Origin of the sequence: Pseudomonas sp. yb_9 (genome assembly GCF_043103635.1) — a bacterium.
GTDB lineage: Bacteria > Pseudomonadota > Gammaproteobacteria > Pseudomonadales > Pseudomonadaceae > Aquipseudomonas > Aquipseudomonas monteilii.
Window position 1 is genome coordinate 230,857 of the sequence record NZ_JBICKA010000006.1, and the last position, 21,801, is coordinate 252,657.

Annotated in this window: 16 protein-coding genes, 7 tRNA genes and 2 pseudogenes; 20 read left to right on the top strand and 5 right to left on the bottom strand. The window is 62.2% G+C overall.

Features of this window, described 5'->3' with window-relative positions; translation table 11 throughout:
- Positions 1 to 69: 69 nt before the first annotated feature.
- The 7 genes and pseudogenes from ACF8MI_RS01350 to ACF8MI_RS01380 all read left to right on the top strand — a co-directional run.
- Positions 70 to 420: pseudogene (locus tag ACF8MI_RS01350) on the top strand (dTMP kinase); the annotation flags it as partial.
- Positions 413 to 1,399: a DNA polymerase III subunit delta' gene (locus tag ACF8MI_RS01355; protein WP_104835297.1), complete on the top strand. Its 987-nt coding sequence runs from the start codon at positions 413 to 415 to the stop codon at positions 1,397 to 1,399. The pseudogene ACF8MI_RS01350 and the gene ACF8MI_RS01355, both read left to right, overlap by 8 nt.
- Before the next feature lie 30 nt (positions 1,400 to 1,429).
- On the top strand, positions 1,430 to 2,212 hold the full coding sequence (locus tag ACF8MI_RS01360) for a TatD family hydrolase (protein WP_104835296.1): 783 nt from the start codon (positions 1,430 to 1,432) through the stop codon (positions 2,210 to 2,212).
- Between the two features lie 366 nt (positions 2,213 to 2,578).
- A complete protein-coding gene (locus tag ACF8MI_RS01365; RefSeq protein WP_003260720.1) occupies positions 2,579 to 3,214 on the top strand; it encodes a TetR/AcrR family transcriptional regulator in 636 nt (211 codons plus the stop codon).
- A 107-nt stretch (positions 3,215 to 3,321) separates the two neighbouring features.
- Positions 3,322 to 4,290, top strand: coding sequence for a GTP 3',8-cyclase MoaA (locus tag ACF8MI_RS01370; RefSeq protein WP_060498761.1), 969 nt, complete (start codon positions 3,322 to 3,324; stop codon positions 4,288 to 4,290).
- A 66-nt stretch (positions 4,291 to 4,356) separates the two neighbouring features.
- Entirely contained in the window at positions 4,357 to 4,962 is a 606-nt protein-coding gene (locus ACF8MI_RS01375) for a DUF4823 domain-containing protein (RefSeq protein ID WP_019098587.1), read from the top strand.
- A gap of 10 nt (positions 4,963 to 4,972) precedes the next feature.
- Positions 4,973 to 5,533 (top strand): DUF1285 domain-containing protein, encoded by a 561-nt coding sequence (locus tag ACF8MI_RS01380; RefSeq protein ID WP_060498762.1) that lies wholly within the window; start codon positions 4,973 to 4,975, stop codon positions 5,531 to 5,533.
- A 156-nt stretch (positions 5,534 to 5,689) separates the two neighbouring features.
- Here the strand turns inward: ACF8MI_RS01380 and ACF8MI_RS01385 are convergent.
- Together ACF8MI_RS01385 and ACF8MI_RS01390 are read right to left on the bottom strand one after the other, a co-directional pair.
- Positions 5,690 to 5,765 (bottom strand) — tRNA-Asn (locus tag ACF8MI_RS01385).
- Positions 5,766 to 5,827: 62 nt separating this feature from the next.
- Positions 5,828 to 7,024: an amino acid aminotransferase gene (locus ACF8MI_RS01390; protein ID WP_016715151.1), complete on the bottom strand. Its 1,197-nt coding sequence runs from the start codon at positions 7,022 to 7,024 to the stop codon at positions 5,828 to 5,830.
- Between the two features lie 287 nt (positions 7,025 to 7,311).
- On the opposite strand from ACF8MI_RS01390, the gene uvrB reads away from it, so the two are divergent.
- Entirely contained in the window at positions 7,312 to 9,327 is a 2,016-nt protein-coding gene (gene uvrB / locus ACF8MI_RS01395) for an excinuclease ABC subunit UvrB (protein ID WP_060498764.1), read from the top strand.
- A 69-nt stretch (positions 9,328 to 9,396) separates the two neighbouring features.
- Here uvrB and ACF8MI_RS01400 read toward each other — a convergent pair whose 3' ends face one another.
- Both ACF8MI_RS01400 and ACF8MI_RS01405 read right to left on the bottom strand, forming a co-directional pair.
- Positions 9,397 to 10,887 (bottom strand): MDR family MFS transporter, encoded by a 1,491-nt coding sequence (locus tag ACF8MI_RS01400; protein ID WP_177337100.1) that lies wholly within the window; start codon positions 10,885 to 10,887, stop codon positions 9,397 to 9,399.
- Between the two features lie 49 nt (positions 10,888 to 10,936).
- Positions 10,937 to 11,991 (bottom strand): annotated as a pseudogene (locus tag ACF8MI_RS01405) (HlyD family secretion protein).
- Positions 11,992 to 12,134: 143 nt separating this feature from the next.
- Here ACF8MI_RS01405 and gltX point away from each other — a divergent pair.
- The 12 genes from gltX to ACF8MI_RS01465 all read left to right on the top strand — a co-directional run bounded on the left by gltX (position 12,135) and on the right by ACF8MI_RS01465 (position 18,387).
- A complete protein-coding gene (gltX, locus tag ACF8MI_RS01410; protein WP_060498767.1) occupies positions 12,135 to 13,616 on the top strand; it encodes a glutamate--tRNA ligase in 1,482 nt (493 codons plus the stop codon).
- A gap of 289 nt (positions 13,617 to 13,905) precedes the next feature.
- Positions 13,906 to 13,981 (top strand) — tRNA-Ala (locus ACF8MI_RS01415).
- Between the two features lie 72 nt (positions 13,982 to 14,053).
- A tRNA-Glu gene (locus ACF8MI_RS01420) sits at positions 14,054 to 14,129 on the top strand.
- Between the two features lie 53 nt (positions 14,130 to 14,182).
- Positions 14,183 to 14,258 (top strand) — tRNA-Ala (locus ACF8MI_RS01425).
- A 42-nt stretch (positions 14,259 to 14,300) separates the two neighbouring features.
- Positions 14,301 to 14,376: transfer RNA gene (locus ACF8MI_RS01430), tRNA-Glu, on the top strand.
- A 62-nt stretch (positions 14,377 to 14,438) separates the two neighbouring features.
- Positions 14,439 to 14,514, top strand: a tRNA-Ala gene (locus ACF8MI_RS01435).
- A 42-nt stretch (positions 14,515 to 14,556) separates the two neighbouring features.
- A tRNA-Glu gene (locus ACF8MI_RS01440) sits at positions 14,557 to 14,632 on the top strand.
- Positions 14,633 to 14,804: 172 nt separating this feature from the next.
- Positions 14,805 to 15,344, top strand: coding sequence for a TetR/AcrR family transcriptional regulator (locus ACF8MI_RS01445; protein ID WP_016715158.1), 540 nt, complete (start codon positions 14,805 to 14,807; stop codon positions 15,342 to 15,344).
- A gap of 15 nt (positions 15,345 to 15,359) precedes the next feature.
- On the top strand, positions 15,360 to 16,193 hold the full coding sequence (locus ACF8MI_RS01450; protein ID WP_060498768.1) for an alpha/beta hydrolase: 834 nt from the start codon (positions 15,360 to 15,362) through the stop codon (positions 16,191 to 16,193).
- Positions 16,194 to 16,262: 69 nt separating this feature from the next.
- Positions 16,263 to 16,697 (top strand): thioesterase family protein, encoded by a 435-nt coding sequence (locus ACF8MI_RS01455; protein ID WP_015269427.1) that lies wholly within the window; start codon positions 16,263 to 16,265, stop codon positions 16,695 to 16,697.
- 51 nt (positions 16,698 to 16,748) lie between these two features.
- The gene (locus ACF8MI_RS01460) at positions 16,749 to 17,720 is read left to right on the top strand and encodes a tRNA-dihydrouridine synthase (protein WP_060498769.1); all 972 of its coding nucleotides are present in this window, start codon (positions 16,749 to 16,751) and stop codon (positions 17,718 to 17,720) included.
- Positions 17,721 to 17,943: 223 nt separating this feature from the next.
- Complete coding sequence (locus tag ACF8MI_RS01465; RefSeq protein WP_060498770.1) at positions 17,944 to 18,387, top strand: Hsp20 family protein; 444 nt, start codon at positions 17,944 to 17,946, stop codon at positions 18,385 to 18,387.
- A 57-nt stretch (positions 18,388 to 18,444) separates the two neighbouring features.
- Here the strand turns inward: ACF8MI_RS01465 and ACF8MI_RS01470 are convergent, their stop codons facing one another.
- Positions 18,445 to 21,741: a PAS domain S-box protein gene (locus ACF8MI_RS01470; RefSeq protein ID WP_104835292.1), complete on the bottom strand. Its 3,297-nt coding sequence runs from the start codon at positions 21,739 to 21,741 to the stop codon at positions 18,445 to 18,447.
- Between the last annotated feature and the right edge of the window lie 60 nt (positions 21,742 to 21,801).

The window sequence follows — 21,801 nt, forward strand, 5'->3', positions numbered from 1 at the left end:
TTCATGGCTTGCAGGGCGTTTACGTTTCCAGAAAAGGATTATAACCCTACCGTGTTTACATTTGGTGAAAACCGAAAACAAGACGCCACCTATGCCTATCAAGGGGGTGGCCGTGGCTTGTCTGTCGAGCGTATCGCTGCCCTGGAGCAATTTGTTCAGGGCGACCTGCGCCCGGACCTTACCCTGGTGTTCGACCTGCCGGTCGAAGTAGGCCTTGCCCGCGCCGCCGCCCGCGGTCGCCTGGACCGTTTCGAGCAGGAAGGCCAGGCCTTCTTCGAAGCCGTGCGCCAGGCGTATCTGCAGCGCGCCCAGCGCGAGCCGCAGCGTTACAGCCTGCTGGACGCCGCGCAATCCCTTGAGGCTGTGCAGCGGGCCATTGACGTGCTGCTGCCCCGCATCGTGGAGCGTTGCCGTGGCTGAGGCCTACCCTTGGCAGCAGGCCCTCTGGCAGCAACTGGCCGGCCGAAGCCAACACGCCCATGCCTATCTGTTGCATGGGCCACAGGGTATCGGCAAACGGGCTTTGGCAGAGCGGCTGATGGCCCGTCTGCTGTGTCAGCAGCCTCAAGGGCTGAACGCCTGCGGTGGGTGCAAGTCTTGCCTGCTGCTCAAAGCGGGTAGCCACCCGGACAACTTCGTCCTTGAACCTGAAGAGGCCGATAAGCCGATCAAGGTCGACCAGGTGCGCGAGCTGGTAGCCTTCGTGGTGCAGACGGCCCAGCTGGGCGGGCGCAAGGTCGTCTTGATCGAACCGGTGGAGGCGATGAACGTAAATGCCTCCAACGCACTGCTCAAAAGCCTTGAAGAGCCCTCTGGCGATACCGTGTTGCTGTTGGTCACGCACCAGCCTAGCCGCCTGCTGCCCACCATCAAGAGCCGCTGTCAGCAGGTCGCCTGCCCGCAGCCCGGCGTGGCCCAGAGCCAGGCGTGGCTGGCCGAAGCGTTGCCCGACAGTGACCAGGCCGAACGTGACGAGCTGCTGACGTTGGCGGCCGGTTCGCCATTGATGGCAGTCAGCCTGCAGGCCCAAGGCGTGCGAGAGCAGCGTGCGCTGGTTACCGACGGGGTGAAGAAGCTGCTCAAACAGCAGCAATCGCCCAGTCAGTTGGCCGATGCCTGGAACGGTGTACCATTGTTGTTGCTGTTCGACTGGTTTTGCGATTGGTCGCACCTGATCCTGCGCTACCAGTTGACCCAGGACGAGGAAGGTTTAGGCTTGGCCGATATGCGCAAGGTGGTGCAATACCTGGCGCAGAAGAGCCGCCAGGCCAAGGTGCTCGAGGTGCAGGCGTGGATCCTGGAGCAGCGCCAGAAGGTGCTGGGCAAGGCCAACCTCAACCGTGCCCTGTTGCTAGAGTCGCTGCTGGCTCACTGGCTGCAATTGCCGGGCGCCCGCTGACTTCCCATTTTTCATGTGTGCTGTTATCCCATGCTCGTAGATTCCCATTGCCACCTCGACCGTCTTGACCTGAGCGCCCATCAGGGCTCCCTCGATGCTGCCTTGCAGGCGGCACGTGAACGTGGGGTGGGGCACTTCCTCTGTATCGGTGTCAGTGCCGAGAACGCCGGCGCGGTGAAAGCCCTGAGCGAGCAATATGCCGATGTTGATTGCTCGGTAGGTGTGCACCCGCTGGACCTGGCGCCGGGTGAAACCCCTGCGCTGGAGTGGCTGCTGCGCGAACTGGCTCACCCGCATGTGGTGGCGATTGGCGAAACCGGGCTGGATTATCACTATGAGCCCGAAGCTGCCGAACTGCAGCAGGCCTCGTTCCGCCTGCACCTGGAAGCCTCGCGGCAGACTGGAAAGCCGGTGATCGTACACACCCGGGCGGCACGCGCCGATACCCTGGCGTTGTTACGCGAGGCCAACCTGCCACAGGCCGGCGTGCTGCATTGCTTTACCGAAGACTGGGACATGGCCAGGGCGGCGCTGGATTTGGGGTATTACATTTCCCTGTCTGGCATCGTGACGTTCCGCAATGCCGACGCCCTGCGCGAAGTGGCGCGACAGGTGCCGGTCGATCGGCTGCTGGTGGAAACCGATTCGCCGTACCTGGCGCCGATTCCGCACCGGGGCAAGCCGAATTTGCCGCAGTATGTGCGCGAGGTGGCGGAGTATGTGGCCTCGTTGCGGGGGGCCAGTTATGAGCAACTGGCGGAGCAAACCACGGCGAACTTCAAGCGGTTGTTCCCGTTGGCGCGAGTGCGCTGATCGCTCGAACTTTATCCCCTGGCCAGTCCACCCTGCGGGGTGCGCAAAAAAAACCCGGGTTCTGGGGGGGGAATCCGGGTTAAGACCATTAGGAGTAAAACAAAGGTACGCGGTCCCTGAGCACCTTTATCGGCGCGCCACTTGGGGGGGGATGCGCCGCGCCAACACTTCAAGTATTGGTCAGGTTTGGCGCAGTGCCAGTGCATATTGGTCGTTTTTTAAACAGATTTGGAATACGCCGAGGTTCCATTCCTCCCGCAGCGCATGGCCATATGCATCGTGAAACACAGACATGCTTGGATGATCCGTGCAATTTCCCGCAAGTTAGGCATAATAAACCGCTTCGATTGTCATCCAGTCCTTCCCATGCAGAAAGAACCTCGTAAGGTCCGTGAGTTTCGCCGTCGCGAACAGGAAATCCTCGACACCGCGCTCAAGCTGTTTCTCGAACAGGGTGAAGACAGCGTCACCGTCGAGATGATCGCCGACGCCGTGGGCATCGGCAAAGGCACGATCTACAAGCACTTCAAGTCCAAGGCGGAGATCTACCTGCGCCTGATGCTCGACTATGAGCGTGACCTGAACGCGCTGTTGCACTCGGCCGACGTCGACCGCGACAAGGAAGCCCTGTCGCGTGCCTACTTCGAGTTCCGCATGCGCGACCCGCAACGTTACCGGCTGTTCGACCGCCTGGAAGAAAAGGTGGTCAAGGGCAATCAGGTGCCGGAAATGGTCGAGCAACTGCACAGCATTCGGGCCTCCAACTTTGACCGCCTGACCCAGTTGATCAAAGGCCGCATCAGCGAAGGCAAGCTTGAAGACGTACCGCCCTATTTCCACTACTGCGCCGCCTGGGCACTGGTGCATGGCGCCGTGGCGCTGTACCACTCGCCGTTCTGGAGCAATGTGCTTGAGGATCAGGAAGGCTTCTTCCAGTTCCTGATGGACATTGGCGTGCGCATGGGTAACAAGCGCAAGCGCGACCCGGAACCCTCGAACTGAAGCGCAGCTTCGTTCGCTGCTGGTACCCGGTATGAAGCGGGGGCTTGCAAAAACCTGATTTATGAGTCAGGTTTTGCCAGCCCTCATCATCCATGCCGGAGTCATTCATGATTGTCGATCGTCAAGGCAGGCGTTTCCGCAACCTGCGCGTCAGCCTGACGGCTGCCTGCAATTACGCCTGCACCTACTGCGTACCAGACGGCAAGCGTCTGGTGGCGGCGCAGGACGAATTGTCGGCGGATGCCCTGGCCCGTGGCGTGGCCTACTTGATCGAAGCGGCCGGTATCGAGCGGCTGCGCATCACGGGCGGTGAGCCGCTGGTCAGCCCACGCCTGGATGCCTTTCTGGCCGCTGTGGCCAAACTAAGCCTCGATGATATTTCGTTGACCACCAATGGCCAGCTGTTGGCGCGCAAGTTGCCTCAGTTGCAGGCAGCTGGCATCCGCCGCCTGAATGTTTCACTCGACACCCTTGACCCTCAAGCCTTCCGCCGCATTGCGCGGGGTGGTGACCTGGCCAATGTGCTGGCAGGCATGGAACAGGCCAGTGCGATGGGGATGCGCATCAAGGTGAACATGGTGCCGATGCGCGGGCAGAACCTCGACCAGGTAGTGCCGCTACTGGATTACTGCCTTGAACGCGGCTTTGAGCTTCGCTTCATAGAGCTCATGCGCATGGGCCACCTGGCGCGTGACCGTAATACCTTCCTGCAACAGTTCGTCGGCCTTGACCTACTGCTCTCGCTGATTGGCAGCAGGCACACCTATACCCAGGTCGATGCGCCATTGGATGCCACGGCTTTGCGTTATGAAATACCAGGACGTGGGCACTTCGGCGTCATTGCCAACGAAAGCCTGCCGTTCTGCCGCACCTGCTCGCGTTTGCGCTTGTCCTCGACAGGCTGGTTGCATGGCTGCCTTTCGTCCAGCAATCGCCACTTCGTCGGCGATCTGCTGGATAAGCCACGCCATCAGGCATTGCCGGCCCTGCAGCGCTTGCTGGTCAAGGCCTTGGCTGACAAGCAAGAGCAAGCGTTTTCCGGGGATGTGATGGTGATGAAAGTGATCGGCGGCTGAAGCTGGCGCAAAAGCTGCATCCGCCGGCTATTCGCCGGTTTTTCGTCACCGGCCACTGGAGGAAAGATGCGTAGCCTGGTCTTGCTGCTGGCGCTGATGGCGCTGGGCGGTTGCATGAATGTCAGCGATATGGGCGAGGGCGTTCGTTATCACATGAGCGATGCCGGTCTGCTGGACCACAGTGATACCCGTCGCACCCTGTCGATCCGTCTGCAGCCCGATTCGTTCATCTTTATCGGTCAAGGCGCGTTCGTGCCACCAGGCAAGGGGCCGGTGCCACGGCAGAACGTGGTGGCCGAGCAGGCCTTCAAGAGCTTCGTCGAATATTTCCCGCTGGTGCGCCGCGCCCAAGGCCCGCTGGGCCTGGAAGAAGCCGTTGCCCAGGCGCGTTCGGTAGGTGCGGACTACGTGTTGTACACCCGCTTCGCCCGTACCGACGACCGTATCGGCAATGGCGACGAATGGTATGACGAACAGGCGGTCGACCGCTTGGGTTGGGACAGTGGCGTGGTGCAGATGATGCTGATCGAAACCAATACCCGCTACCTGATCGATACCGCACGCATCAAGAGCCGTGGCGGTTTGTTGACGTTCCACGACAATACCCCCGAGGATTTGCTTGGCGCCCCGATGCGCGAGTACGCTCGTAGCCTTCTGGGCATGAGCGAATGAGGCAGGCGTGATGAGCGATTCCGGCAAGGCCAATGATCTTCTGGCGCAGATCCCCAAGGCCAAGGGATTGCCGCCGGTGCATCTGTGGAACCCGGACTTCTGCGGCGACATCGACATGCGGATCGCTCGCGATGGCACCTGGTACTACCTGGGTACGCCGATCGGGCGCAAACCGATGGTGCGGCTGTTCTCCACCATCATCCGCCGCGATGGCGATGACTACTTCTTGGTTACCCCGGTAGAGAAGGTTGGCATCCGCGTGGATGACGCGCCGTTCGTGGCGGTGGCGCTGGAGGTGCTGGGGGAGGGCGAACAGCAGGTGCTGCGCTTTACCAGCAATGTCGAGGACCAGGTGGATGCTGGGCCGGACAGCCCGCTGCGTGTGGTGATCGACCCGGTGACGCAGGAACCGTCGCCCTATGTGCTGATGCGCAGCAACCTTGAAGCGTTGATTCATCGCAACGTGTTCTACCAGCTGGTGGAGCTGGCGGTGCCGCGTGTGATCGAGGGCGAGGAGTGGTTGGGTGTCTGGAGCCAGTGCGAGTTCTACCCGATTGGCCGTAGTAGCTGAGATCTCTGGGGCTGGAAGGCGCATGTCTTGAGCTTTGTGCCGCCCAGCAGATCGAGCGCCGCACGGGCGGCGCTCGATCCACCAGGCGGAGACATACTTCCGCCGAACAACAAAAAAGCCCCCGGTTGCTTGCGCAACCGGGGGCTTTTCAGTGTTTGGCTCCGCGACCTGGACTCGAACCAGGGACCCAATGATTAACAGTCATTTGCTCTACCGACTGAGCTATCGCGGAATCTGCGCGTATCTTACTGATTGCCAACAGGATGTCAAGCTACCCCTTGGCAAAACAATGAGTTACAGCACTTCCACGATAGCCTTGGTGACCACGTGGATGTTGCTCTGGTTCAGCGCGGCCACTGCGATGCGGCCGGTGTCCAAGGCGTAGATGCCAAAGTCGTTCTTCAGGCGGGCAACCTGTTCAACGGTCAGGCCCGAGTAGGAGAACATGCCAACCTGACGGCCAACGAAGCTGAAATCGCGGTTGGCGCCATACTCGGCCAGCAGCGAAACCATCTGCTTGCGCATGCCGTGGATACGCTCGCGCATTTCGGCCAGTTCGGTTTCCCACATCTGGCGCAGTTCGGCGCTGTTCAGCACGGTGGCCACGATGGTGGCGCCGTGGGTTGGCGGGTTGGAGTAGGTGGTGCGGATCACGCGCTTGACCTGCGACAGCACGCGGGTGCTCTCGTCCTTGGACGCGGTGACGATCGACAGTGCACCCACGCGCTCGCCGTACAGCGAGAACGATTTGGAGAACGAGCTGGAAACGAAGAACTCCAGGCCCGACTCGGCGAACAGGCGCACGGCAAAGGCGTCTTCGGCGATGCCGTCACCAAAGCCCTGGTAGGCCATGTCGAGGAACGGTACGTGGCCTTTGGCCTTGACCACTTCCAGGACGTTTTTCCAGTCATCCAGGCTCAGGTCGACGCCGGTCGGGTTGTGGCAGCAGGCGTGCAGCACCACGATCGAGCCGGATGGCAGGTTGTTCAGGTCTTCGAGCATGCCGGCGCGGTTGACGTCGTGGGTCGGCGCGTCGTAATAGCGGTAGTTCTGCACCGGGAAGCCGGCCGATTCGAACAGGGCGCGGTGGTTTTCCCAGCTTGGGTCGCTGATGGCAACCACGGCGTTCGGCGAGATACGCTTGAGGAAATCGGCGCCAATCTTCAGTGCGCCGGTACCGCCGACGGCCTGCACGGTAACCACGCGGCCAGCGGCCAGCAGTGGCGACTCGGCGCCGAAGATCAGTTTTTGCACAGCCTGGTCGTAGGTGGCGATACCGTCGATCGGCAGGTAGCCGCGCGAGGCGTGCTGGGCGGCACGCTGGGTCTCGGCTTCGATCACGGCGCGCAGCAGCGGAATGCGGCCTTCCTCATTGCAGTACACGCCTACGCCCAGGTTGACCTTGTCGGTACGTGGGTCGGCGTTGAATGCTTCGTTGAGGCCCAGAATAGGGTCGCGGGGTGCCAGCTCGACAGCGGAAAACAGGCTCATTGTTACCTTGGCTCTGATTGGAGAGTGATAGGACGTACACCCTCCAGCCGAATGCACTGAAGCGGTGCACAAACGGGGAGTCAGTATAGTGATACCGACCGGTCACTGCGACACTCTGGCACAGCTTTTCCGGCTATTTGCGCAAATATTTTTCGACCATTGGTCGAATTGCCGGGTCCACCGTTACACGCGCTCACAGCTACGCCTTGAAAGAGCCCCCGGGCGGGCGCATTTGGGTATAGACTACTGGCTAAATTTACAGTTGCTGCAGCACCGCGAGGTCCGTCATGTCCGAGTTCCAGCTCGTCACCCGTTTCCAGCCGGCCGGCGACCAGCCCGAGGCCATTCGCCAGATGGTCGAAGGCATCGAGGCGGGGCTGTCGCACCAGACGTTGCTCGGGGTGACCGGGTCGGGCAAGACCTTCAGCATTGCCAATGTCATCCAGCAGGTGCAGCGCCCGACCTTGGTGCTGGCGCCGAACAAGACCCTGGCCGCGCAGCTGTACGGCGAATTCAAGGCGTTTTTCCCCAACAATGCGGTGGAGTATTTCGTTTCCTACTACGACTACTACCAGCCGGAAGCCTATGTGCCGTCTTCGGACACCTTCATCGAGAAGGACGCCTCGATCAACGACCATATCGAGCAGATGCGCCTGTCGGCGACCAAGGCGCTGCTGGAGCGGCGCGATGCGATCATCGTGACCACTGTTTCGTGCATTTATGGTTTGGGTAGCCCCGAGTCCTACCTGAAAATGGTCCTGCACGTAGACCGTGGTGACAAGCTCGACCAGCGCGCATTGCTGCGCCGTCTGGCGGACCTGCAATACACCCGCAACGAAATGGACTTTGCCCGCGCCACGTTCCGCGTGCGCGGTGATGTGATCGACATTTTCCCGGCGGAATCGGACCTTGAAGCCATCCGTATCGAGCTGTTCGATGACGAGGTGGAAAATATCGCCGCCTTTGACCCGCTCACCGGCGAGGTCTTCCGCAAGCTGCCGCGTTTTACCTTCTACCCCAAGAGCCACTACGTCACGCCGCGGGAAACCCTGCTGGAGGCGGTGGAGGGTATCAAGGAAGAGTTGAAAGAACGCCTGGAGTACCTGCACAAGGCCAACAAGCTGGTGGAGGCGCAGCGTCTGGAGCAGCGCACCCGCTTCGACCTGGAGATGATCCTGGAGCTGGGCTACTGCAACGGCATCGAGAACTACTCGCGCTACCTGTCTGGCCGCCCGGCCGGCGCGCCGCCGCCCACCTTGTACGACTATCTGCCGCCGGATGCGCTGCTGGTGATCGACGAATCCCACGTGAGTGTGCCGCAGGTCGGCGCCATGTACAAAGGCGACCGCTCGCGCAAGGAAACCCTGGTCGAATATGGCTTCCGTATGCCCTCGGCGCTGGACAACCGCCCCATGCGTTTCGATGAATGGGAGGACGTCAGCCCGCAAACCATCTTTGTGTCCGCTACCCCTGGCCCCTACGAGGCTGAGCACGCCGGACGCGTGGTGGAGCAGGTGGTGCGCCCGACCGGCCTCGTCGACCCGCAGGTCGAGGTGCGCCCGGCACTGACCCAGGTGGATGACCTGTTGTCGGAAATCCGCAAGCGTGTGGCCCTGAGCGAGCGGGTGCTGGCCACCACGCTGACCAAGCGCATGGCCGAAGACCTGACCGACTACCTGGCCGACCATGACGTGCGGGTGCGCTACCTGCACTCGGACATCGACACCGTGGAGCGGGTGGAAATCATCCGCGACCTGCGGCTGGGTACTTTCGATGTGCTGGTCGGTATCAACCTGCTGCGTGAGGGCCTGGACATGCCGGAGGTGTCGCTGGTGGCGATCCTCGATGCCGACAAGGAAGGGTTCCTGCGTTCCGAGCGCTCACTGATCCAGACCATTGGGCGTGCTGCGCGAAACCTGAATGGCCGGGCAATCCTTTACGCTGATAACGTCACGGGCTCGATGCAGCGAGCGATAGACGAAACCGAGCGCCGCCGCGAGAAGCAAATCGCGTTCAACGAAGCCAACGGCATTGTGCCCAAGGGCGTGGTCAAAGACATTACCGACATCATGGAAGGTGCCACCGTCCCGGGCGCACGCAGCAAGAAACGCAAGGGCATGGCCAAGGCGGCTGAGGAGAGCGCCCGTTATGAAGCCGAACTGCGCACACCGGGCGAGATCACCAAGCGTATCAAGCAACTGGAAGAGAAGATGATGCAGTTTGCCCGCGATCTGGAGTTCGAGGCGGCGGCGCAGTTGCGCGATGAAATTGCTCAGCTGCGCGAGCGGTTGATTACCAGCTGATTTTCTATCAACTGTACTGGCCTCTTCGCGGGTTTACCCGCGAAGAGGCCAGTACAGGCAACAACTAAATCAATGGGCCTCCCCAGCCTTCAACCCCGCCGGCAACTTCCGGGTCAGCAACACCGCCACCATGCTCACCGCCAACCCGATCCCGACAAAGTGGAACGCATCGTTGTATGCCATGATCAACGCCTGCTGGTGGGTAATCTCGCTCAGCTTCCCCAGCGCCGCATTGTCATTCCCCAGCCTTTCGGCCAGTTGCGCCAGCCGCTCTGCCACCTGCGGGTTGCTCGGCACTACCGCCTCCCGCAGGTAATCGAAGTACACCTTGGTCCGCGCATCCAGCAGGGTGGCCAGCAAGGCGATACCAATCGCTCCGCCCAGATTGCGCAGGATATTGAACAGGCTCGAAGCCGACCCGGCATCCTGCGGCTGGATGTAGGCCGTGGCAATCAGCGAAATGGTCACCATGATCATCGGTTGGCCCAAGGCGCGGATGATCTGGATATGGTTGAACTGCGGCCCGGCAAAATCCGGGTTGAGCACCCCCGAGCCGAAACTGGCCGCACCGAACAGGCAGAACCCCAGCGCGCACAGCACCTTGGGTGACACCACCTTCATCAATTGCGGCACCAGCGGAATCAGGAACAGCTGCGGTACGCCCATCCACATGATCACTTCACCAATCTGCAAGGCGTTGTAGCCCTGCACCTGCGCCAGGTACAGCGGCAACAGGTAGATCGACCCGTACAGCCCCACGCCCATGCCCAGGCTGGCAATGCTCGACAGGCCGAAATTGCGGTTGCCCAGGATGCGCAGGTTGATCAGCGGGTGTGGCTTGGAAAACTGCAGGATGACGAAGGTGATCAGGCTGACCAGGGCGATGCTGCCCAGGCCCACGATAAGGTGCGATTCCAGCCAGTCCTTGCGGTGGCCTTCCTCCAGAAACACCTGTAGGCAACCCAGCCCCAGGCCCAGGGTGACGATGCCGGCGTAATCGGTGCTTTTCAGCAGTTCCCAGTGCGCTTCCTTCTTTTCCAGCCCGTACAGCAGGCCGGCGATCATCACCAGCCCCGGTGGGATGTTGATGTAGAAGATGTACTCCCAGCCCCAGTTTTCAGTCAGCCAACCACCCAGCGTGGGGCCGATGGAGGGGGCGAAGGTGGCCGTCATGGCAAACATGGCCATGCCTTTGGCGCGGTGGTGCTCAGGCAGTTTGATCAGGGTCAGGGTGAAGGCCAGTGGGATCAGCGCGCCGCCAGTAAAGCCTTGCAGGGCCCGGAACAGGATCATGCTCTCCAGGTTCCAGGCCATCGAGCACAGCAGTGACGACAGCAGGAAGCCTGCGGATACCCACACCGCCAGGCGACGGGCGGACAATAGCTGCACCAGCCAGGCGGTCAGCGGGATCATGATGATTTCCGCCACCAGGTAGGAGGTGGAAATCCATGACCCTTCTTCCAGCGTGGCCGACAGTGCCCCCTGGATGTCTTTGAGCGACGAGTTGGTGATCTGGATGTCGAGCACCGCCATGAAGGCGCCGAGCATCACGCTCATCACTGCGATCCAGTCGCGTCGGGTGGGCTCGGCTGTAGGCCTGAGCAGTTGATCACCGGCCATCGTGGCCTTCGTTTTCGCTGCGCAGGTCGACGGTGGCGGTTACCGACATGCCGGGGCGGATGCGCCCGTGCAGTGGGTTGTCGGCGCGGAAGGTGAGTTTTACCGGGATGCGCTGCACCACCTTGGTGAAGTTGCCGGTGGCGTTGTCGGGCGGCAGCAGGCTGAATTGCGCGCCCGACGCGGCGAACAGGCTGTCGACCCGGCCTTCGATGGGCGTGTCGGGTAGCTGTCGAACAGCAGTTCAGCGCGCTGGCCGGGCTGCATGTGGCCAATCTGCGTTTCCTTGAAGTTGGCCTGCACCCAGATGTCTTCGTCTGGCACGATCGACAGCAGGTAGGCGCCGGCCTGCACCACCTGCCCATTGCGCGCATTGCGCTGGCCGATGGTGCCGCTGATCGGTGCGCGGATCTCGCAGCGGGTCAGGTTCAGCTCAGCCTGGGCCAGGTCGGCGCGGGCATTGGCGATTTGCGCATCGAGGCGTTTGAGGTCGGCGTTCAGCGCGTTGACTTGCTGGCGCTGGCTTTGCAGGTCGGCGCGGGCCTTGTCGACCTGGGAGCCGGCGACGTGGCTGTCTGCCGACAGGGTGGTGACCCGTTCTTCGGATACAAAGCCAGGCTTGCGCAGCTTCTCGGCGCGGCTCAGGTCCAGCCGTGAACGGTCGAAAGTGGCCTGGTTGGCCGCCACCTGGGCCTGGCCGGCAGCAATCAGGCTGCCTTGCTGGGTCAGGCGGCTTTGCGCCTGTGCGTACTCGGCTTCGCGGGTGGCGAGGGCGGCGTGGGCGCGCTCAACCGCCAGCTCGAAGTCGTCGGCTTCCAGGCGCACCAGCAGGTCGCCCTTGTTGACGTGCTGGTTGTCCTCGACCGGCACCGTGTCGATGCGGGCGCCCAGCTGGCTGGAAATGCGCGTGATTTCGCCCTGCACGTAGGCGTTGTCAGTGCTCTCGTAGAAGCGGCCTTTGAAGTACCAGTGGGCCAGGAAGGCGAGGGCGATGAGGGCCACGAGGGTGAAAAAGACCAGCAGGCGGCGTTTGAGTTGGGCGGGCATGGGGACTATCGTTCCAGAAATGTAAATAAATTTAACAGCGCCACAGGGTCTGTCGACAAGTGACGTTCGCGCCATTGCTGGAGCCCGGTGCCTGCCTCCTGCTAACATCCCGCCTTTGTTTCATCTTTCGTTCGAGACCTTCCATGACCACCGTACGCACGCGTATCGCGCCATCGCCTACCGGCGACCCCCATGTCGGCACTGCCTACATCGCCCTGTTCAACTACTGCTTTGCCAAGCAGCACGGCGGTGAGTTCATCCTGCGCATCGAAGACACCGACCAGCTGCGCTCCACGCGCGAGTCGGAACAGCAGATCTTCGACGCCCTGCGCTGGCTCGGCATCGAATGGAACGAAGGCCCGGACGTCGGCGGCCCGCACGGCCCGTACCGGCAGAGCGAGCGTGGCGAGATCTACGCCAAGTACGCCAAGGAACTGGTCGACGCCGGTCACGCCTTCTACTGCTTCTGTACCGCTGAAGAGCTGGACCAGATGCGTGCCGAGCAGCAAGCCCGTGGCGAGACCCCGCGCTACGACGGTCGCGCACTGCTGCTGAGCGCCGAGGAAGTAGAGCGCCGCCTGGCCGCTGGCGAGCCGCATGTGATCCGCATGAAGGTGCCGAGCGAAGGCATGTGCGTGGTCCCGGACATGCTGCGCGGCGATGTTGAAATCCCGTGGGACCGTATGGACATGCAGGTGCTGATGAAGAACGACGGCCTGCCGACGTACTTCCTGGCCAACGTGGTCGACGACCACCTGATGGGCATCACCCACGTGCTGCGTGGCGAAGAGTGGCTGCCGTCGGCGCCCAAGCTGATCAAGCTGTATGAGTACTTCGGCTGGGAACAGCCAAAGCTGTGCTACATGCCGCTGCTGCGTAACCCGGACAAATCCAAGCTGTCCAAGCGCAAGAACCCGACCTCGGTCACCTTCTACGAGCGCATGGGCTTCATGCCCGAGGCGATGCTCAACTACCTGGGCCGCATGGGCTGGTCGATGCCGGACGAGCGCGAGAAGTTCTCGCTGGCTGAAATGGTCGAACACTTCGACCTGTCGCGCATCTCGCTCGGAGGGCCGATCTTCGACATCGAGAAGCTGTCCTGGCTCAACGGCCAGTGGCTGCGCGAGCTGCCGGTCGAGGAATTCGCGGCACGCCTGCAGAAGTGGGCATTCAACAGCGACTACATGATGAAGATCGCCCCGCACGTGCAGGGCCGCGTCGAAACCTTCAGCCAGGTTGCTCCGCTGGGCGGGTTCTTCTTCGAAGGCGCGCTGAAGCTGGATGCCAAGCTGTTCGAAAGCAAGAAGCTGTCGGCCGACCAGGTGCGTCAGGTGATTCAGCTGATCCTGTGGAAGCTCGAAAGCCTGCGTCAGTGGGAAAAAGAGCGCATCACCGGCTGCATCCAGGCCGTGGTCGAGGCGCTGGAGCTGAAGCTGCGTGACGCCATGCCGCTGATGTTCGCCGCCATCACTGGCCAGGCCAGCTCGGTTTCGGTACTGGATGCCATGGAAATCCTTGGCCCGGACCTGACCCGCTACCGCCTGCGCCAGGCCCTGGACTTGCTGGGTGGCGTGTCGAAGAAAGAAAACAAAGAGTGGGAAAAGCTGCTGGCCTCGATCGCCTGACAGTGTTTCCCAGCCTGTAGCTGAAACCTGTGGGAGCGGGTTCACCCGCGAATACGATGGCGCTTGCACTGCCGCATTCGCGGTTAAACCCGCTCCCACAGGGTTCGATGCCGAGGTTTTGCTCGGGCAGGGCGGTAAGTGATTGTTATCTGTGAAAATTTTTTTGATTATTTTAAAAAATTAGTTTGACAGCCCTGCAATCCGATCTTAATATGCGCCCCGTCCACAGCGATGAACGAAAACGAAACGCCAGCCACCCAGCAAGCGATTCTGTTCAGAGCGACATTGTGGGGCTATAGCTCAGCTGGGAGAGCGCCTGCATGGCATGCAGGAGGTCAGCGGTTCGATCCCGCTTAGCTCCACCAAATTCCGCTTGGCAGTCAAGGCTGTCGAGCAAGACCGGGTCCAGCAACCGGGTCTTGAAGGTAAGAAGGTTCGTCCCCTTCGTCTAGTGGCCTAGGACACCGCCCTTTCACGGCGGTAACAGGGGTTCGAGTCCCCTAGGGGACGCCAGTTTTGCACAAGCGATGTTTCACGATGTCGCTGGGCCGAGAGGCTAGAAATCCGGGGCTATAGCTCAGCTGGGAGAGCGCCTGCATGGCATGCAGGAGGTCAGCGGTTCGATCCCGCTTAGCTCCACCAATTTTGCCGCGGTTCGCGTAAGCGGATCGGCACGAAGGTTACGTCCCCTTCGTCTAGTGGCCTAGGACACCGCCCTTTCACGGCGGTAACAGGGGTTCGAGTCCCCTAGGGGACGCCACTTTTTCCTGCGTTTTGCAGGGCTTAAAAAGGCTCGTCGTATATTGATGAGTCTTTTGTTTCGGGGCTATAGCTCAGCTGGGAGAGCGCCTGCATGGCATGCAGGAGGTCAGCGGTTCGATCCCGCTTAGCTCCACCATTTCTGCCAGGGTTCACGCAAGTGGATCTTCGCGAAGGTTACGTCCCCTTCGTCTAGTGGCCTAGGACACCGCCCTTTCACGGCGGTAACAGGGGTTCGAGTCCCCTAGGGGACGCCATTTTTACCCGCGTTTTGCGGGACCTTTAAGGCTCATTCGATTATTGAATGGGCCTTTTGTTTTTCACTCTCCCGAAAAATTCGCAACCGACAGGCGGCAAGAAATTCTGCTTGCCAAAAAATATGATGAGAATAATATTTTGGTCATCATATTTTGTCCGGCGAATGTTCAGATGAGCGACAAGAAGAGCAAAACCCGCGAACGCATCCTGGAAGCCGCACGCAGTGCGCTGATCCAGCACGGCCCGGCCGAGCCTAGCGTTAGCCAGGTAATGGGCGCCGCAGGCCTGACCGTCGGTGGTTTTTATGCCCACTTCGACAGCAAGGACGAGCTGATGCTAGAGGCGTTCCGCCAGCTGTTGGGTGAGCGCCGCGCCTTGCTCGCCCAGATCGACCCCAGTCTCGATGGTGCGGGGCGGCGTGCGCTGGCCAGTGCCTTCTACCTGTCGCGCAAACACCGGGATGCCGAAGTGCACGCCTGCCCGCTGCCTAATTCGCTGGGCGAGATGCAGCGCTTGCCGGAAGTCTTCCGTGAGGTATTGGCCGAACACATCGAGCTGATGACCGCTGCCATGGTCGATCGCCCCGAGGATGCCGACAAAGCCTTGGCCGATCTGGCGTTGATGGTCGGTGGCCTGGCCCTGGCCCGCGCCCTGGGTACCAGCGAGTTGTCAGACCGTATTCTGCGCGCCGCCAAATCGGCGGTGCTTTAACCCTGGAGCATGGCAATGACTACCCTGAGCTGGATTCGTGGTGTCAATGGCACCCTGGGCCGCCTGGCCCCCGAGCATGTCGCGGGCAAGATGCGCCGTGCCTTCATGACACCGCGCAACTTGCCGCCGCGGGATTGGGAGCTGCCCGTGCTGGCCCGTGCCGAGCGCATTACCCTGCGCTTCGGCTTGTCGGCCCTGCGCTGGGGTAATGGGCCGACCGTGCTGCTGATGCACGGCTGGGAAGGGCGCCCGACCCAGTTTGCTGCGTTGATCGAAACCTTGGTCCAGGCCGGGCACACGGTGGTGTCACTGGAGGGGCCGGGGCATGGGCGTTCGCCTGGCGAGCAGGCCAATGTGGTGCTGTTTGCCCGGGCCCTGCTGGAGGCCGCCGCCGAGCTGCCGCCGCTGCGTGCGGTCATTGGCCATTCCATGGGTGGTGCCAGTGTGTTGCTGGCCTTGCAGATGGGGCTGCGTACAGAGGCTGCTGTCAGCATTGCGGCCCCGGCACGGCTGTTGGGTGTGTTGCGTGGTTTTGCCCATCGCCTGGGGCTGCCAGCACGGGCGCGGGCGGCGTTCATTCGGCAGATTGAGCGAGATGTGGGCATGCAGATTGCGCGGTTGGATGTGACGGGTTATCAGCTGGAACTGCCGGGGTTGGTGGTGCATGCCGCTGATGACGCCTTGGTGGCTGCCGATGAGGCTCAGGTTATCCATAAAGCGTGGTTCGACAGCCGCCTGATGCTGCTGGAGGCGGGTGGGCATCAGCGTGTACTGTCCGACCCGCGGCTGGGTGAGGCAGTGCTCGAATTGCTCGCCCGCGCTGCTGCACCGGCGCGTCAAAGCGCCTGACGGGCAGCAGGGCTGGACATTCCCTCACCGGTCACGGCTAAATTCACTTTTTCCGCCAAGGAAGCGAACATGAGCTGGGACCTGGCAACACCCTTCGTCATCGACCTGCGTGTCGGCAGCGAGGATATTGATGGCCTCGGCCACGCCAATAACGCGGTGTACGTCACCTGGCTGGAGCGCTGCGCCTGGCGCCACTCCCAGCGCCTGGGCCTGGACCTGGCCGAATACCGTCGGCTAGACCGCGCCATGGCGGTAGTGCGTCACGAAATCGACTACCTGGCCGCTGCCTACGAGGACGATGAACTGCAACTGGCCACCTGGATCATCGATTGGGACCAGCGCCTGCGCATGACCCGCCGTTTCCAGCTCAAGCGCCCGCGTGACGGCGTGACCTTGCTGCGTGCGCAAACCACCTTCGCCTGCATCGAGCTGTCCAGCGGTAAGCCCAAACGCATGCCGGCAGAATTCCTTGACGGTTACGGCCCGGCGCTGATCGGCGCCTGAAACCCCGGCAATTTTTGTTAGACTGCCGGCTTTTTCCGCCGAGACCCCGACATGCAAATTGCCCTGGCCCCCATGGAGGGGCTGGTCGACAACATCCTGCGCGACGTACTGACCCGCGTGGGCGGCATCGACTGGTGCGTCACCGAGTTCATTCGTGTGTGCGACCGCCTGCTGCCGCCTTCTTCGTTCGACAAGCTGGCGCCCGAGCTGCGCCAGGGCGCGCGCACGGCTGCCGGGGTGCCCATGCGTGTGCAGTTGCTGGGTTCGGACCCGGTATGTCTGGCGGAAAACGCCGCGCTGGCCTGCGAGCTGGGCGCGCCGGTGATCGACCTGAACTTTGGCTGCCCGGCCAAGACCGTGAACAAGTCGCGGGGTGGTGCCGTGCTGCTCAAAGAGCCGGAACTGCTGCACGCCATCGTGCGCGAAGTGCGCCGTGCCGTGCCGGCAGATATCCCGGTGACCTCGAAGATGCGCCTGGGCTTCGACAGCCCTGATGGTGCACTGGAGTGTGCCACGGCGCTGGCCGAAGGCGGCTCGGCGCACCTGGTGGTGCATGCACGGACCAAGGTCGAAGGCTACAAACCGCCGGCGCACTGGGAGTGGGTGGCGCGGGTGCAGGATGTGGTGAAGGTGCCGGTGTTCGCCAATGGCGAGATCTGGACTGTCGACGACTGGCGACGTTGCCGGGAGGTCAGTGGGGCCGAAGACATCATGCTGGGCCGTGGGCTGGTGTCGCGACCCGACCTGGGATTGCAGATTGCGGCCGCGCGTGACGGGCGCGACTATCAGCCGATGAGCTGGAACGATTTGCTGCCGTTGCTGCGTGAGTTCTGGCGCCAGGCTCAGCACAAGCTGTCGCCGCGCTATGCGCCGGGGCGGATGAAGCAGTGGATGGCGATGCTGACGCGCAGTTATCCCGAGGCGGTGGTGCTGTTTGCCGAGCTGCGGCGGGAGGATGATTGCGCGCGGATCAGCCGGTTGCTGGGGGTTGAGGCTGCGCCCTTCGAGGCTTGCGTTGCCTGATTCGGCTCTTTCGCGGGCACGCCCGTCCCACAAGTCTTGCGCCGGTCTTGAGGCCTGTGGCGATCCTGTGGGAGCGGGCGTGCCCGCGAAAAGGGCGGCACTGATTTCAGATTTTTTCTATTTTCCCCTTGAAAGCATTTCCCCAGACCATATCTCTTGAGTACGCGATGCCGAAGTCGGGTCGCGTAATGACTTACTTGCTGAATCTCAGGAGTTTATGACCATGACCACCGCTTTCTCTCTCGCACCCCTGTTCCGCCATTCCGTAGGTTTCGACCGTTTCAACGACCTGTTCGAATCTGCGGCACGTAACGAGGCCGGTAGCAGCTACCCGCCCTACAACGTGGAAAAGCATGGCGATGACCACTACCGCATCGTGGTTGCCGCAGCCGGTTTCCAGGAGCAGGACCTCGACCTGCAAGTCGAAAAAGGCGTCCTGACGGTGACCGGTGGCAAGCACGACAATGGCGCCGCTGAAGTGACCTACCTGCACCAGGGTATCGCGCAACGCGCCTTCAAGCTGTCGTTCCGCCTGGCCGACCATATCGAAGTGAAGGCCGCCGGCCTGGCTAATGGCCTGCTCAGCATCGACCTGCTGCGCATCGTGCCTGAAGAAGCCAAGGCCAAGCGCATCCCGATCAATGGCGACAAGCCAGCGCTTAATTGATCGCGCCGCAGTGAAGAAGGGCACCCTCGGGTGCCCTTCTTGCGTTTGCAGGCCGGATCAGTAACCCGCCGGCGCCTCCAGCAACATCTGCCGAAACTCTGGCAACGGCAATGGCCGGCTGTGCAGGTATCCCTGGTACAAGTGGCAGCCCAGCCGTTCGAGGAACTCCAGTTGTTCGGTCAGTTCTACCCCTTCGGCAATCACGGCCAGGTCCAGGCTGCGGGCCATGGCAACGATGGCGCGCACGATTTCCGCGTCGTTGGGGTCGACCGGCGCGTCGCGCACGAAGGTCTGGTCGATCTTCAGCGCATCCACCGGCAGGCGCTTGAGGTAGGTGAGTGAGGAATAACCGGTGCCGAAGTCATCCATGGCAAAGCTCACCCCGAAACGCTTGAGTTCGCGCATTTTGCTGATGGTGTCTTCCAGGTTCTGGATCACGATGCCTTCGGTGATTTCCAGCTTTAGCATGTGCCGAGGCAGGCGATAGTCGTCCAGGCTGCGCAGTACCCGGCCGACAAAATCGTTCTGGCGGAACTGGCGCGGGCTGATGTTCACGCACAGGCTGAAATCATCCGCGTCGATCAGCCCGTCGGTCAGCATGCGTGCGCAAGCATCGCACGCTTCATCGAGAATCCAGCTGCCAACTTCCAGTATCAGGCCGCTTTCCTCCAGCACCTGGATGAACTGCCCGGGTGGTTGCTGACCCAGTTGCGGGTGGTGCCAGCGCAGCAGCACTTCAGCCCCGACGATGCGGTTGTCGCGGGCATCCACCTGGGGCTGGAAGTGCAGGGCCAGTTCACCACGGGCCAAGGCCAGGCGCAGGTCGTTTTCCATGCGCAAGCGCTCGCTGGCGGCCTTCTGCATGGTGGTGTGGAACAGCTGGGTGGTGTTGCGCCCGGAGTCCTTGGCCCGGTACAGGGCAATGTCGGCACGCTTGAGCAAATCGGCCGGGGTAGCGCCGTGGTCAGGGATCAGCGCCACGCCGATACTGGGCGTTACCTGCAGCCGCTGGCCATCCAGCGACATCGGTTCGGCCAGTAGTTCGCGCAGGGTGTCGGCCAGTTCGCGCACTTTTTCCTCGACCTGTTCGCGGCTGCCTTCCAGGCCGCTGAGCAGGACCACGAACTCGTCGCCCCCCAGCCGCGCCACGGTGTCTTCCAGGCGCACGCTGGCCTCCAGGCGGGCGGTGATGATCTTCAGCACCGTGTCGCCCACCGGATGGCCCAGCGAGTCGTTGATGTGCTTGAAGTGGTCGAGGTCGAGGAACAGCAGGGCGCCGCGCAGGTTGTGACGCTTGAGCAGGGCGATCTGCTGGCTCAGGCGGTCCATCAGCAGGGCGCGGTTGGGCAGGTTGGTCAGCGGGTCGTGGTAGGCCAGGTGGCGAATCTGCGCCTGGGCATTCTTCAGCTGGCTGACGTCACGGGCGGTCAGCAGCAGGCAGTCCACCTCGTTGAGGGTGATCGGCTCGACCGAGACTTCCACGGTAAGGATATCGCCGCGCTTGTTGCGCCCGAGCATTTCCCGGTGATGCACGCGGCCGCGCTCGCGTAACTCGGCCAGCAGCGCGCTGCGCTGCTTGTCGTCCGCCCAGATACCGATCTCGTACACCGTGTGGCCGACCACCTCGGCTGCGCTGTAACCCGTCAGGCGGCAGAAGCCATCGTTGATTTCCAGGTAGCGGCCGCTATGGCGTTCGGTGATGGTGATGGCGTCGGGGCTGGAGTGGAAGGCCTTGGCGAACTTCTCCTCGCTGGACTTCAGTGCGGCTTCGGCGCGTTGCTGCTGGGTAATGTCGCGCAGGGTGGTCACGCTGCACGGCTGGTCATCGACGGTGATCAGGCGGCTGGAAATCACGCACGTCAGGGGGGCGCCATTGCGGTGGTTGACCACCACGGCGACGTTGCTCAGGGCCTGTTCGCGGATCACCCGCTCGATGCGTTGCGCACGCTCGATGGACTCGGCCCACAGGCCGATTTCCTCTGCGGTGCGGCCAAGCACCTGCTCGCTGCCCCAACCGAAGGTCTGGGTGAACGCCGGGTTGATCTCGATGAACTGACCGGTGTCCTGGCGAGTGACGCAGATCGGGTCGGGGCTGACCTGGAACAGGCTGGCGAACTTCTCTTCCGAGGCGCTCAGGCGCTGCTCGCGCTCCACCTGGTCGGTGATGTCGAGCAGGGTGCCGGCCATGCGCAGCGGGTTGCCTTGTTCGTCGCGGTACAGGCGTGCGCGGCTTTCGATATAGCGCGAAATGCCGTTTTCCAGTTGCACCCGGTAAGTGATCTGGTAGTTGCCGGCGGGCCCTTCGCGCAGGCTGCGGTAGGCCTGGCGCATCGAGTTGCGCTCCTGCTCCGGTACCCCCTCGAAAAAAGCATCGAACGATTCATGAAAGGGGATGGGCGGTAGGCCGTGCAACTGCGCGGCCCGGGCGGAGCCGTAGAGCATGCCGCTGGGGATATGCCAGTCCCAGGTGCCCAGCTGCGCCGAATCCAGGGCCAGGTCCAGGCGCTCCTGGCTGTCCTTCAGGGCCTGCTCGGCGCGCTTGCGCTCGGTGGTGTCGACGAAGGTGCTGATCAGAAAGGTCACGCCTTCCAGTTCGATGCCCTGGGTGCAGAGGATGCCGTCATGCACCTTGCCGCTGGTGGCGCGGAACTGCACCTCCATGATCAACGGGCCGCCGTTGGCACGGGTCGACTCCATCACCTGGTGGCGTTGTTCGGGGTTGACCCACAGGCCCAGCTCCAGGCTGGTCTTGCCGATCACCTGGCTGCCAGGCCAGCCGAACATGTCTTCGAAGTGCTGGTTGACCTCGAAAATCATGCCGTCGTGGCGGCGGGTGAGCAAAATGGCGTTGGGGCTGAGGTGGAACAGCGTGGCGAAGCGCTTTTCCGAATTGATCAGGGCGGTTTCCCGCTCGCGCTGGCGGGTGATTTCGCGGATTACCCCGATCATCTGCGGCCGGCCATGCGGGTCGTGGGTCAGGCTGCCGTTGATCTCCAGCCAGTGCAGGCTGCCGTCCGGCCAGCGGATGCGATGACGCATGGCCTGTTCCACCGGCTCGCCGTTGAACACCGCCTGGAACACCTGGCGCGTGCGGGCGCGGTCTTCTTCGGGCAGCAGGTCGAGGTAGTCGACATCGGCAGGCAGTGGGCGCTGCGGGTCGAAGCCGAACAGGGCCTGGGTGCCCCGTGACCAGCTGACACGGCCGCTTTCAATATCCCACAGCCATGCCCCCAACCGGGCGCCGTTCAGCGCGGCCAGCAGTTGTGGGGCGTTCTGCCAGGCCTGTTCGGACTCCTGGGGGTCGGCCGCAGAAATACGCGGCAGGCGCAAAAAGCGGTTTGCTGATTTGGGCATCGGTACCAGACCTTTGGCGTATGACGCGTCCTTGGATTCGGAAATACCTGGCTGACGGCC